The organism is Variovorax sp. GW460-12-1-14-LB1 (genome assembly GCF_059423605.1).
The window spans coordinates 1-13746 of sequence record NZ_JBWKYF010000010.1; the positions used below are offsets into that span (position 1 = coordinate 1).

The window sequence follows — 13746 nt, forward strand, 5'->3', positions numbered from 1 at the left end:
GCGCTGAAAGAATTCATCAGACTCCCACCCCGAAGCCCCCGCTAGCATCGAACGACCCGGGCGGCCAGCCTGCGCCGCGCCGGGGACCAAGGGAGCAAAACATCGTGAAGTGGATCGTGGCTGGCTTTGTGGCGCTGGTTTTCTCAGTGCTGTCGTTCAACGCATTCATCGCCAACGACCTGAGCCGCCAGACCCGCGGCAACCGGCTCATCGCCATGCTGACCGACCTGTACGGCTGGCTGATGGGCACCCTGGGCGCCGTGCCGACGGGCGTGGTGTTCGCGGTGTGCGCCGTGGGCATCGTGGTGCTGGCGGTCCGGGACGGCAAGAAGGCGTCCTGAGCCATGCCGGTGACCACGCGCGTGGCCCTGCTCGACCCGCAAGGCACCACCGGACCCCAGCTGCTGCACAGCCTGCCCCGCCTGGGCTACGACACCCTGCGGTTCTCGAGTGCGGGCGACTTCTTTGCGTTGCTGGACAGCGGCCAGCCGATCGACCTGCTGCTCCTGGTGGTCGAGAACGAGCTGGCTTCGCGCAGCCTCTTCGCCGCCTGCCGGGCGCTGAACATTCCGACGCTGCTCATCGTGCGCGACAGGCGCTGGGAGCAGCTCATGCCCTGGCGCGACGCGCCGGGCTGGGACGACTTCATCGAGCTGCACGGCGCCGGCATCGACGACGCCATCAACGAGCTGGCCTGGCGCATGCGCACCCTGCTGCTGCGCGCCCGGCAGGCCGCGCAGACCGCCAGCCTCGGCGCGGCGAGCTGGGGCCCCTACCGTTTTCTCGACATGGCCCACACGGTGCTGCTGCACGAGCGGCGCATCCGCCTGCAGCCGCGCCAGTACGCCTTCGCCGTCACGCTGTTCCGCAACGCCGGCCAGGTGATCACGCGCGAGTGGCTGTGGCAATCGATCTGGGACAAGACCACGCCGTATGAAGGCACGCGCGTGCTGGACGTGTGCGCGGCCAACATCCGCAAGCGCCTGGACCTGTGCGCCGCGAACGGCTACGAGCTGCGCGCGGTCTACAAGCAGGGCTACCGGCTGGTGTCGGTGTTGCCCGGGCGCGAACCCGTCAAGGAGAGGGAGTTCACGCGAAGAGGCCGGCCACGCCATGCCGCCCTTGCCGTGAATTGCTGACTGGCCCGGCCCCGCAGCGGGCCGGGCCCCGGGCGCGCGTCAGGCGTCCGCCCCCACGCGAATCAGACGCGCCGGCTTCAGCCGGCCGTCCAGCGACGCCAGCCAGGCACCCAGGTCCTCGTTCGACACGGGCGTCAGCAGCAGCTCGAAGGAACGCTGCGCACGCACCGCGACGGGCACCGACTCCACGCTCTCCAGCTCCGAGCGGTGCGTGAGGTACAGCAGCGGCAGCATCCAGTCGGCCGCCTGGTGCATCGCGGGCACGCGCGCCACCGTCTTCTGCGCGTCGGCGTGCAGCCCCACGATCACCCCGTCGAAGCGCTGGCCCACCTCCAGCGCCTGGATCAGGTCGGCGATGCGCACGAAGGGAATGAAGTCGGCCCCCAGCGCCGTCAGCGAGTTGCCGGTGCAGGCGCGCTGCAAGGCGTCGGAATCGACCAGCGCGATCCGGTAGCCCGAGGGAGCAGGCGCGTTCATCGTCACTGCTCCCCTGCGATGTCGAGCTCGACGCGCCGGTTGGGCTGCAGGCACTGCAGCAGCGCCGGCGTGCTGCGGCTGCCTTCGCAGTCGGACACCACCGGCTGGCGCTTGCCCATGCCCGCGGTGCGGATCAGCTTGCGGTCCAGCCCCTGCTGCACCAGCAGGTCGCGCACGGTGTTGGCGCGCTCCAGCGACAGCGCCTCGTTGTAGGCGTCGCCGCCCAGCCGGTCGGTGTGGCCGGTCACCACGATGTAGTGCAGCGAGCGGAAGTTGTTGCGCAGCTCGACCGCCAGGTGCTCCAGCCGCGTGCGCCCTGCGGGCTGCAGGTCGGTGAGCGAGGCGCCGTCGAAGCGGAACAGGCCGTCGGCATTGAGCGTGACCTTCTGCGGCGGCGCCAGCTTGGTGCTGGCCGGGATCGGCGTGGCCGCCGGTGGCTGCGCGAGCAAGGCGCAGTCGGGGTTCTTCCACCAGCCGCCGGTCATCAGCTCGCTGCCGTTGAAACGCACCATGTACTGGCAGGTGACGTGCTCGCTGCCCTTGCCCGTGTAGAAGTGGAAGATGTAGTTCCACTCGCGCACGCCCCACAGCCCTTCGCTGAAATGCGGCCAGCCCAGCAGCTCGCGCAGCTGGTCCTTGCCCATGCCGGGGCGCACGCGCTGGAACTTCTCGGTACCCGGGAAGGCGCCCTGCTTCCACTTGGCGCTGTCCAGCGCCGGAAACTCCTCGGGCCTGGGCGCCGCGGGCTTCTCGGCCGCGGCGCGCGCCTGCGCGTCCTTGTCGATGGCGGCGCCGGGCGAGGCGCAGCCCTGCAGGGCCGCGAGCAAGGCCGCCAGTGCGACGGCGGACAGGGTTCGGTTCATCTGCTTCATTCTTTTTCTCTCCCGCTTCAATTGAAGACCCACTCGGCGCCGACCGTGGCCGCGGCGCCGGCGCGGCTCATGCCCACGCCGCCGGTCACGCTCCAGCCGTTGTTCTCGGCCGTGCGGCGGAAGCTGATGCCCACCGCGCTCTCGCCCTTGAACGTGCCGTAGCCCACGCGCATCACCGTCTTGCCCGGCACCGAGGTGCCCGGCATCTGCACGGCCATGGCGGCGGCCACGCCGGCATAGGCGTTCTTGGCTGTGTTGCGCAGCTCGTTGCCCAGCGCGTTGGTGCGCGCGTCGGTGTAGGCCATGCCGGCGGCGCCGGCCTGGTTCAGCTGCTGCACGTTGACCGCGTCGGTGGGCGCCACGCCCGGCGCCACGTTCTGCACCGTGACCGGGCCGGTGGAGGCCCCGTTGCCCATGGTCACGCTGTTGTAGTTGACGCTGCCGTCCACGTTCGTGTCGTAGCGCACCGCGCTTTGCTGCACGGCCTGCAGCTGGCGCACGTTCACCGCGTCGGTGGCCTGCGTGCCGCCGGCCACGTTGGTGATCTGGCGCTCGTTGCCGGCCGCACCGACCGACACCGCGCCCTGCGCCGACTGCACGACGGTGTTCGAGAACATCTCGCGCTGCCCGTTCATGCCCGCGCGGTTGGCCACCGCGCCGTCGCCCAGCGCCACGCTGTTGGCCGTGCTGGCCGTGCTGTTGGCACCCAGCGCGATGCTGCCGGCCGCCTTGGCCTGCGCGTTGTTGCCGGTGGCGATGGAGTTGTTGCCGGTCGCAACGGCCTTCGGTCCGATCGCCACACTCTCCGCGCCCTTGGCGTCCGAGTCAGCCGCCTTCGAGTTCGCGTGGAAGTACTTGATACCGCCACCACCCGTGGTCATGTTGTTGATCGCCTGGTTGGTCGCGTTGAGCTGGCTGCCGTTCACCGCGTCGGTGCTGGTGGCGCTGATCTCGCCGGCCGCGACGTTGGTGATCTGCCGCTCGGCATCCTTCGAACCGACGCTGACCACGCCCACCGGCTTGGTGCCGGCGAACTGGTAGGTCGTGCCCTGGAGCGTGACCTCTTCGGTGGGCTTGGCCTCCGCCGTGGTCGCGTCGTTGCCCAGCGCGACGCTGTTCTTCGTGGTGACCACGGCGCCGGTGCCGATGGCCACGCCCTGGTCGGCCTTGACGGCCGCGCCCGAGCCCACCGCCGTGCTGTCGGTGCCCGTGGACGTGGGCGCCACGTAGGTCGTCGGCGACCCGGTGATCCACTTGCTGCCCGCCGCCGCAGCCTGGCTGGCCACCGCCTGCAGCTGCGCCACGTTGACGGCGTCGCTCGGTGCGGAGCCGGCCGCCACGCCGGTGATCTGGCGGAACACGCCGTTGGCGGCGTCGCCCACGCCCACCGCACCCATGGTGCTGGTGGTGGCGGCGATGGCGTCCGCTTGTGCCGCGGTCGCCTCCGGCGGCACATAGCCCTTCACGCCGGCCGCGCGGTCGGCCACCGCGCCTGCGCCCAGGGCCGCACCACCGGCCGCGGTGGCCGTGCTGCCTGCGCCCACGGCCACGCTGACGTCGCCGGCCGCGGCGCTCAGCGCGCCCATTGCGACGCTTGCCACGCCCGAGGCGTTCGAGGCCATGCCCGCGGCCACGCTGCCGTTGCCCGCAGCCCGCGCCCAGGCGCCAAAGGCCGCACTGTCGATGCCGTCGGCGGTCGAGAAGTAACCCACCGCCGTGCTGCGGTCGCCCATCGCCCAGGCGGCATTGCCGATCGACGTGGCGCTGATGCCCGCGGCCTGCGCCGCCGTGCCCATCGCCACCGCGTTGACGGCCGTCGCTTGCGCGTCCTTGCCCGCAGCGATCGCGTCGGCGCCCGTGGCACCGTCGTTGTTCTCGTTGCCGCCGCCGGTCGAGTTCACGCTGTAGTACTTGGTCTTGCTCTCGGCGACCGTGTCCTTGAGCTGGCTGACGTTCACCGCATCGGTGTTGGCCACGCCAGGCGCGACATTCGTGATCACCTTGCCGCCCGCGTCGACCCCCGCCGTGGTCACGCTCGGACCGCCGACGATGGTCAGGCCGGTCGCACCGAGGGTGACGTTCGGGCCGACGGTCACGCCGGCGTTGTTCATCACCGTGTCGCCGGTGGTCACGCTGTCGAACTTCACGTCCTTGGCGGTCGCCACGGTCAGCGTGTTGCCGTTGCGGGTGACGACCATGTTGTCGCCGTTGGCGAAGTTGGCCGTGCCGCCCGGTGCGATGTTCTGCGGGCTCGCCTCGCCGTTCGCACTCAGGTTCCAGCCCTTGCTGGCCGTGGCGTCGACCAGCTTGAGCTGCTCTTCGGTCGCTGCACGGCCCACGGTGGCGAAGCTCGGGTCGGTCAGCGTCTTGTTGCTCAGGCCCTGGATGTCGTTGCTGACACCGCTGAGCTTGACGGTGCCGCTGGTCACGCCGCCGGCCGCGACGGCCGTGGTGGTCGTGCCGTTGTTCACCGTCAGGCCCGTGGTGTTCAGCACGCTCTGGCCCACGGTCACGCTGTTGTTGACCTTCACGTCGTCGGCGAGCTTGAAGTCCAGGTTCGTGCCCGTGCGCGTGATCGCGATGTTGCTGTCCGAGTTGCTGAAGTCGACCTTGCCGCCCGGCGCGACGTTGCCGCCGGTGGCTTCGCCGTTGGCCGCGACATTCCAGCCTGCGCTGGCGGTGTCGTTGACGATCTTCAGCTGTTCTTCGGTCGCCCCACGGCCCACGGTGGCGAAGCTCGGATCGGTCAGCGTCTTGTTGCTCAGGCCCTTGATGTCATTGGTGACACCGCTGAGGTTCACGCTGCCGCTGGTCACGCCACCGGCAGCGACAGCTGTGGTGGTCGTGCCGTTGGTCACCGTGGTGCCCACCGCCGACGTCTTCGTGACATTGCCCGCACCGTCGTTCACCGTCAGGCCCGTGGTGTTGAGCACGCTCTGGCCCACCGTCACGCTATTGTTGACCTTGACGTCGTCGGCCAGCTTCAAGTCGAGGTTCGTGCCTGTGCGCGTGATCGCGATGTTGCTGTCCGAGTTGCTGAAGTCGACCTTGCCGCCCGGCGCGACATTGCCACCCGTGGCTTCGCCGTTGGCTGCGACATTCCAGCCCGCGCTGGCCGTGTCATTGACGATCTTGAGCTGCTCTTCCGTGGCCCCACGGCCCACCGTCGCGAAGCTCGGATCAGTCAGCGTCTTGTTGCTCAGGCCTTGGATGTCATTGCTGACGCCGCTCAGGTTGACGGTTCCACTGGTCACGCCGCCGGCTGCAACGGCCGTGGTCGTCGTGCCGTTGTTGACCGTCAGACCCGTGGTGTTGAGCACGCTCTGGCCCACCGTCACGCTGTTGTTGACCTTGACGTCGTCCGCCAGCTTGAAGTCGAGGTTCGTGCCGGTGCGAGTGATCGCGATGTTGCTGTCCGAATTGCTGAAATCGACCTTGCCGCCAGGCGCGACATTGCCGCCGGTGGCTTCGCCGTTGGCCGCGACATTCCAGCCTGCGCTGGCCGTGTCGTTGACCTTCTTCAGTTGCTCTTCAGTGGCCGCACGCCCCACCGTCGCGAAGCTCGGATCGGTCAACGTCGTGTTGCTGAGACCCTTGATGTCGTTGGTGACACCGCTGAGGTTCACGCTGCCGCTGGTCACGCCGCCTGCAGCCACCGCGGTGGTCGTGGTGCCGTTGTTGACCGTCAGGCCCGTGGTGTTGAGCACGCTCTGGCCGACCGTCACGCTGTTGTTGACCTTGACGTCATCCGCCAGCTTGAAGTCCAGGTTCGTACCGCTTCGCGTGATGGCGATGTTGCTGTCCGAATTGCTGAAGTCGACCTTTCCGCCCGGCGCGACATTGCTGCCCGTGGCTTCGCCGTTGGCCGCGACATTCCAGCCTGCGCCGGCGGTGTCGTTGACCTTCTTCAGTTGCTCTTCGGTGGCCGCACGGCCCACCGTCGCAAAGCTCGGGTCGGTCAATGTCGTGTTGCTGAGACCCTGGATGTCGTTGGTGACACCGCTGAGGTTCACGCTGCCGCTGGTCACGCCGCCGGCGGCAACCGCCGTGGTCGTGGTGCCGTTGTTCACAGTCAGGCCCGTGGTGTTGAGCACGCTCTGGCCCACGGTCACGCTGTTGTTGACCTTGACGTCGTCCGCCAGCTTGAAGTCGAGATTCGTGCCCGTGCGGGTGATCGCGATGTTGCTGTCGGAGTTGCTGAAGTCCACCTTGCCGCCAGGCGCCACATTGCCGCCCGTGGCCTCACCGTTCGCTGCCACGTTCCAGCCTGCGCTGGCCGTGTCGTTGACGATCTTGAGCTGCTCTTCAGTCGCTGCGCGGCCCACCGTCGCGAAGCTCGGGTCGGTCAACGTCTTGTTGCTCAGCCCTTGGATGTCGTTGGTCACGCCGCTCAGGCTGACCGTTCCACTGGTCACGCCACCGGCAGCCATCGCCGTCGTGGTCGCGCCGTTGGTCACTGTGGTGCCCGTCGCCGACGTCGTCGTGACGTTGCCTGCGCCGTCGTTCACCGTCAGGCCTGTGGTGTTGAGCACGCTCTGGCCCACCGTGACGCTGTTGTTGACCTTGACGTCGTCGGCCAGCTTGAAGTCGAGGTTCGTACCGCTTCGCGTGATCGCGATGTTGCCGTCCGAATTGCTGAAGTCCACCTTGCCGCCCGGTGCGACGTTGCCTCCCGTGGCTTCGCCGTTCGCCGCCACGTTCCAGCCTGCGCTGGCCGTGTCATTGACGATCTTGAGCTGTTCTTCCGTGGCCCCACGGCCCACGGTCGCAAAGCTCGGATCGGTCAGCGTCTTGTTGCTCAGGCCCTGAATGTCGTTCGTCACGCCGCTCAGGTTGACCGAGCCACTGGTCACGCCGCCTGCCGCGACTGCGGTGGTGGTCGTTCCGTTGTTGACCGTCAGACCGGTGGTGTTCAGCACGCTCTGGCCCACGGTCACGCTGTTGTTGACCTTCACGTCATCCGCCAGCTTGAAGTCGAGGTTCGTACCGCTGCGGGTGATCGTGACGTTGCTGTCGGAATTGCTGAAGTCGACCTTGCCGCCGGGTGCGACGTTGCCACCCGTGGCTTCGCCGTTCGCTGCCACGTTCCAGCCTGCGCTGGCCGTGTCATTGACGATCTTGAGCTGTTCTTCCGTAGCCCCACGGCCCACAGTCGCGAAGCTTGGATCAGTCAACGTCTTGTTGCTCAGACCTTGGATGTCGTTGGTCACGCCACTCAGATTGACCGTCCCGCTGGTCACGCCGCCTGCCGCGACCGCGGTGGTGGCCGTGCCGTTGTTGACCGTCAGACCCGTGGTGTTGAGAACGCTCTGGCCCACCGTCACGCTGTTGTTGACCTTCACGTCGTCAGCGAGCTTGAAGTCAAGGTTCGTACCGCTGCGGGTGATCGTGACGTTGCTGTCGGAGTTACTGAAGTCCACCTTGCCGCCAGGCGCCACATTGCCACCCGTGGCCTCGCCGTTGGCCGCCACGTTCCAACCTGCGCTGGCCGTGTCGTTGACGATCTTGAGCTGCTCTTCAGTGGCCGCACGCCCCACCGTCGCAAAGCTCGGATCGGTCAGCGTCTTGTTGCTCAGCCCCTGGATGTCGTTCGTCACCCCGCTCAGGTTGACCGTTCCGCTGGTCACGCCGCTGGCCGCAACGGCTGTGGTCGTCGTGCCGTTGTTCACCGTCAGCCCCGTGGTGTTCAGCACGCTCTGGCCCACGGTCACGCTGTTGTTGACCTTCACATCGTCAGCCAGCTTGAAGTCGAGGTTCGTACCGGTGCGCGTGATCGCGATGTTGCTGTCGGAGTTGCTGAAGTCGACCTTGGCGCCCGGTGCGACATTGCCGCCTGTGGCTTCACCGTTGGCCGCGACATTCCATCCCGCGTTGGCGGTCACATCGACGGCCTTGAGCTGGCTCACGTTCACCGCATCCGTATCGACCGCGCCGGCCGCCACGTTGGTGATGCGCCGCTCGGCACCCACGCCGCCCACCGACACCTCGCCCACCGGCGTCGCGCCGGCGACCGACGTCGCGCCCGTCGGCACATAGGCCGCGTTCGCGTTCAACGTCGCCAGGTCCGAGGCCGTGGCGCTGTTGGCACCGAGTGCCACCGCGTTCGCGTAGGTGGCGCTGGCATCGGTGCCGATGCTGACGCCGCTGTCGCCCGTGGCCTTGGCACGGGTGCCGATGGCGACGGTGTTGCTGGCGCTGATGTTCTCGCCCGCGTTCAAGCCGATCGCGACGTTGGCGCTGCCCTGGACCCCGCCGCCGGAAAGACCGCCCAGCGCCACGTTGAAGGCGCCGTTGGTGCCCTGCCCCGCGGAACTTCCGATGCCCACGTTGGAGAAACCGGTCGTGACCGCCCCGCCATTCACGCCGATGCCGATGTTGGAGTCACCGGTGACGCGGGTGCCCGCGCTCAACCCGAGCGCGGTGTTGTTCCCGCCCGTCACCGACACACCGGCGCTGTTGCCGACGGCCGTGTTGTCCGCTCCCACCACCTGCCGGCCCGCGCCGTACCCGACGAAGGTGTTGTGCGAGTTGCCAGCCGCCGTGCTGCCCGAGCCGGCCATGTTGCCGACCGCCACGGTGCCCACACCTGCGGCCACGGCATCCACGCCTGACGCGATCGCATTGATGCCGGTCGCGCCCTTGTTGTCGTAGTTGCCGCCCTGCGTGCCGTTGTCGTTCACGCTGTAGTAGTGCGTCTGCGCGCCCTTGAGCTGGCTCACGTTGACGGCATCCGTATCGTCCGAGCCCGCCGCCACGTTGGTGATGCGCCGCTCCTTGCCCGCGCTGCCCACCGACACCTCGCCCACCGGCGCGGTGCCGGCCACGGTCGTCGCGCCTGCCGGCACATAGGCGTTCTTGAGCGCCAGTGCGGCTGCGTCATGCGTCGCCTTCGAATCCGCGCCCAGCGCCACGCTGTTGACGGCGGCAGCCTGCGCGCCATGACCGACGGCAACGCCGTCGTCCTTGCTGGCCACGGCGCTGTTGCCGATGCTCACCGTGTTGTTGGCAGTGATGCCGGCAAACGTCGCGGTGTCGACGATGCCTGCCAGGCTGCCGATGGCGATGTTGCTGCTGCCTGTTGTTCCAGCGCCGGCCAGGGCACCGATGCCGATGTTTGCATCGCCGACGACGGAGGAGCCCGACAGGTCGCCCATGGCGATGTTGTCGTTGCCGTTCACGGCCTGGCCCGCGCTGCCGCCGATCGCGGTGTTGTAGGTGCCCTTGGTCCCGATGCCGCTGTAGACACCCATCGCGAGGTTGTAGTCGCCCTGGACGCCCTGGCCCGCCGCGATGCCGAACGCCGCGTTCGAGCTGCCCGCCACGTCCTTGCCCGCAGCGGAACCCACGGCGGTGTTGCTGGAACCCACGACACCACCACCCGCTTCGGTGCCGATGCCCACGTTGTTCTGGCCGGCCAGGCCGGCGCTGGCGCCCACACCGGCCTGGTAGCCGATGGACACGCTGCGCTCGCCGTTGGCCTGCGCGCCCACGCCCGCCGCCAGTGCGTTGATGCCGGTGGCGCCGTCGTTGGCGTAGTTGCCGCCCTGCACGCCGTTGTCGTTCACGCTGTAGTAATGCGTCTGGCCCGCTTTCAGCTGCGCCACGTTCACCGCGTCGGTGGCTTGCGTGCCCGCCGCCACGTTCGTGATCTGCCGCGTCTGCCCGTTGCCGCCCACGCTCACCGCACCCAGCGTGCTCTTCCACGTGGCCGAGGTGTCCGTCGAGGCCAGGCCCGTGGCCGGGTCGAAGCCCGCCACGCCCTTGTCCGTGCTCGCCACCGACTTGCTGCCCAGCGCCACGCCGTCGGCCACGGTCACGCTGGTCGAATCGCCCAGTGCCGTGGCATTGGCCACGTTGACCTTGACGTTGTTGCCCAGCACGAAAGTGTTGTTCGCCGCAGCGCCCAGCGTGTTGTTGTTGCCCACGCTGTAGCTGTTGGCACCGTCGATCACAGTCGGGTCGCCGATGGCGCCGCTGTTGTTGCCGTTGACGACGTTGCCGGTGCCGATGCTGATCGACTGCGTGCCCAGCGCCTGGGCGCCCGTGCCGATCGCGATCGCGCGCTCGGCATTGGCAAATGCCTGGGTGCCCAGGGCGATCGTGTCGCTCGCCGTCGTCGGCGTGATGTTCCCGGAGGCCACATCGCCGGCAAGGCCCGCGGCCGAGCCGATCGCCAGGTTGCGGTTGCCGCTCACCAGGGCCCCTGCCGTCTGGCCGAGCGCGATGTTTTCGTTGCCGTCGGCGGCAAGACCGGCGTTCTGGCCCAGCGCCACGTTGCTGTTGCCCTTGGCGATCGAGCCCGCCCCCGCACCGATGGCCAGATTCGCATCACCCTGGGTGCCAAGCCCCGCCCCCTGCCCGATCGCGGCATTGCCCGAACCCACGACGCTGGCGCCCGCCGAAGTGCCCATGCCGATGTTGCCGTCGCCCTTCACGAACGCGCCCGCGGCAAAGCCCCATGCGGCATTGCTGTCGCCCTCGGTGTTTGCGCCCGCCAGGTTGCCGAAGGCCGAGTTGGCGGTGCCCTTGGAGAAGATGCCCGCCCCCGCGCCGATGAAGCTGTTCAGGTCGCCCTCCGACGAGCTGCCGGCCGTCGCCCCGATGAAGGTGTTGCTGTTGCCCGACGCCGCCTGCCCTGCGTTGTTGCCGATGGCGGTGATGTCCGCGCCCGCGCTCTTGTTGCCGGCACCGGAGCCGATGAAGGTTCCCGTCAGCACGGTCGAATCCTTGCCCGCGCTTGCGCCGATTGCCACCGTGCCGCCCTTGGCGGCAGAGGCCTGGGTTCCGATCGCCACGCCGTTCGCGCCGGCCGCGTTGGCCTGGTAGCCCTGCGCAATCGCATAGTGGCCGCCGGCCGTCGCGCCGTGGCCCATGGCGGTCGCATGGTCCCCGCCGGCCTTGGCATCGACGCCCGAGGCGATGGCGTTGAGGCCCGTGGCGCCCTTGTTGTCGTAGTTGCCGCCCTGCGTGCCGTTGTCGTTCACGCTGTAGTAGTGCGTCTGCGCGGCCTTGAGCTGCGCGACGTTCACCGCGTCGGTGGCTTGCGTGCCCGCCGCCACGTTCGTGATCTGGCGCGTCTGGCCGTTGCCGCCGACGCTCACCGCGCCCAGCGTGCTCTTCCACGTGGCCGAGGTGTCCGTCGAGGCCAGGCCCGTGGCCGGGTCGAAGCCCGCCACGCCCTTGTCCGTGCTCGCCACCGACTTGCTGCCCAGCGCCGCGCCGTCAGCCACCGTCACGCTGGTCGAGTCGCCCAGCGCAGTCGCGTTGGCCACGTTGACGTTGACGTTGTTGCCCAGCACGAAGGTGTTGTTCGCCGCAGCACCCAGCGTGTTGTTGTTGCCCACGCTGTAGCTGTTGGCGCCGTCGATCGTGCTCGGATCGCCGATGGCGCCGCTGTTGTTGCCGTTGACGACGTTGCCCGTGCCGATGCTGATCGACTGCGTGCCGTTGGCCTGGGCACCCTTGCCCATGGCAATGGAGGCTTCGCCCTTCGCAAAGGCGTTGTCGCCCACCGCCACGCTGGACACACCGAACGCCTTGCTCGCCGTGCCGATGGCCACGGCGGCCTTGTCGCCGGCGACCGCCGACGAGCCCAGCGCCACGGCGTCGTCGCCGGTGGCGCGCGACAGGTGGCCGATGGCCGTCGTGCGGCTGGCGTCGATGCCGGCCACGCCGTTGCGCTGGAATGCCTGGGTGACCGAGGTCTGCAGCTCGGCGGCGGTGACCAGCACGTTGCCGCTGCTGGCCTCGATGACGTTGCCGCTGGCGTCCAGGGTGTAGGTGCCGTCGGCCAGGCCGGCCTCCGTCACGCCGCGCTTGGCCAGAAAGCCCATGTACTCGGTCTGCGCCGCCAGGTTCGCCGCCTGCACGGCGGCCTGGGAGATCGGGGCGTTCGGGTCCTGCGAGGCCAGCGCCAGGTTGGCGCTGGCGAGGGTGCCGAGCGCGATGTTGTTGCTGCCCTTGGACTGCAAGCCCGCCATCGTGCCCTGGTTGATGTTCTGGTCGCCCGTCACGAACTGGCCGGCGCGCTGGCCCACCGCGACGTTGCGGTTGCCGCTCGACAGTCCGCCCGCGCCGTAGCCCATGCCGGCGTTCTCGTCGCCCTGCACCACAAGGCCCGCCTGGTTGCCAACGTAGGAATTGCGGGCGCCATTGCCGCTCGCACCCGAGCCGCTGCCGACAAAGGTGTTGAGCGAGTTGCTGAAATCGTTGGGGTCGGCCTTGGCGGGGCGGCCCGTGCCCGCGAACGTGCCGATCGCGACGGTGTCGTAGCCGGCTTCGGCGCGCGAACCCAGCGCCGTGCCGCGTCCTTCGGCCTTCGCCGAGCCCCCCAGGGCCACGGAGTTGCCTTCGGTGGCGGAGGCATAGGTGCCGATCGCCACGGAACTCCAGTTCTCGGTCGGTCCGGTCAGGCGGTCGCCGCCGCTTGCTATCGCAGCCCGGCCGATGGCGATGTCGCCGAGCTTGTGCGCCTCGGCGCCGTTGCCCATGGCCACGGTGTCGTTCGCGAGCGCCTTCGCATCGGGGCCGATCGCCACGCTGTTGACGCCGATGGCGCCCGAGTTGGCCTGGGTCGAATTGCCGACAGCCGTCGAGTTCACATGCAGGTACGGTGTCTCGTCGACATTCACCCAACGACCGTTCTTCCAGGTCATCAGCCCGACGCCGAGGCCGTTGGCCGAGGTGCCTGCCGTGGTGTTGAAGACGACCATGCCTTCCACCGGCGTGGGCGCGGCGAGGCCCCAGGTCGATGCGTCGGCCAATGCCACGCGCGGCATCAGCACGCCCTTGTTCGGTACGCCCGGGCCCGGCTCCGCACCGATCGTCAGCCAGGCACTGGGGTCCGGGTTCGGCGTCCCGATCCCGACCTGCGCGAGCGCCGGCCCGCCCAACAGGAGCATGCCCAGACCCAGCGCCGCGAGTTGGCGTTGCGCGCTGCGGCTCTTCTTGCCTCGAGCCGAAGCAATTTCCGACGCGGCAACCCAAGCGCCCAGCGCCTCATTCCAGATGGATCGATAAGACTTGTTCATTTCCCCTGTTCCTCGGATGCAAGCCGGCTGTACCCCGCAGGATCGCGACATGGCGAGCGGAGATGACCGGAGATGTGGAGTGATCGGAGCGCCGGGTGGCGCTACAGGGGGCGGATGATGTCGACGGCCTTCGAGGGCCGAAGGGCTGGCGTGAGGTTTGGTCAGATTTGCAGCCAGCTTTAGGCTGCATTTGTGAATTTCTTTACTACTTCATAACCATCGCCAACA

5 protein-coding genes are annotated in these 13746 nt (G+C 68.6%); 2 read left to right on the plus strand and 3 right to left on the minus strand.

The features are described from left to right. The first annotated feature begins 104 nt into the window (after positions 1-104). Positions 105-341 carry a hypothetical protein gene (locus tag AC07Y4_RS07370; protein ID WP_487847174.1) on the plus strand — a complete coding sequence of 79 codons (237 nt, stop codon included), beginning with the start codon at positions 105-107 and terminating at the stop codon, positions 339-341. A 3-nt stretch (positions 342-344) separates the two neighbouring features. Next, positions 345-1139 carry a winged helix-turn-helix domain-containing protein gene (locus tag AC07Y4_RS07375; protein WP_235944108.1) on the plus strand — a complete coding sequence of 265 codons (795 nt, stop codon included), beginning with the start codon at positions 345-347 and terminating at the stop codon, positions 1137-1139. Positions 1140-1178: 39 nt separating this feature from the next. Here AC07Y4_RS07375 and AC07Y4_RS07380 read toward each other — a convergent pair whose 3' ends face one another. From AC07Y4_RS07380 to AC07Y4_RS07390, 3 genes are read right to left on the minus strand one after another with little or no spacing between them, the layout of a single operon-like run. Beyond that, positions 1179-1616 (minus strand): hypothetical protein, encoded by a 438-nt coding sequence (locus AC07Y4_RS07380; protein WP_095744971.1) that lies wholly within the window; start codon positions 1614-1616, stop codon positions 1179-1181. A gap of 2 nt (positions 1617-1618) precedes the next feature. Beyond that, positions 1619-2479: an OmpA family protein gene (locus tag AC07Y4_RS07385; RefSeq protein WP_095747570.1), complete on the minus strand. Its 861-nt coding sequence runs from the start codon at positions 2477-2479 to the stop codon at positions 1619-1621. 26 nt (positions 2480-2505) lie between these two features. Next, complete coding sequence (locus AC07Y4_RS07390; RefSeq protein WP_495274320.1) at positions 2506-13518, minus strand: ESPR-type extended signal peptide-containing protein; 11013 nt, start codon at positions 13516-13518, stop codon at positions 2506-2508. Between the last annotated feature and the right edge of the window lie 228 nt (positions 13519-13746).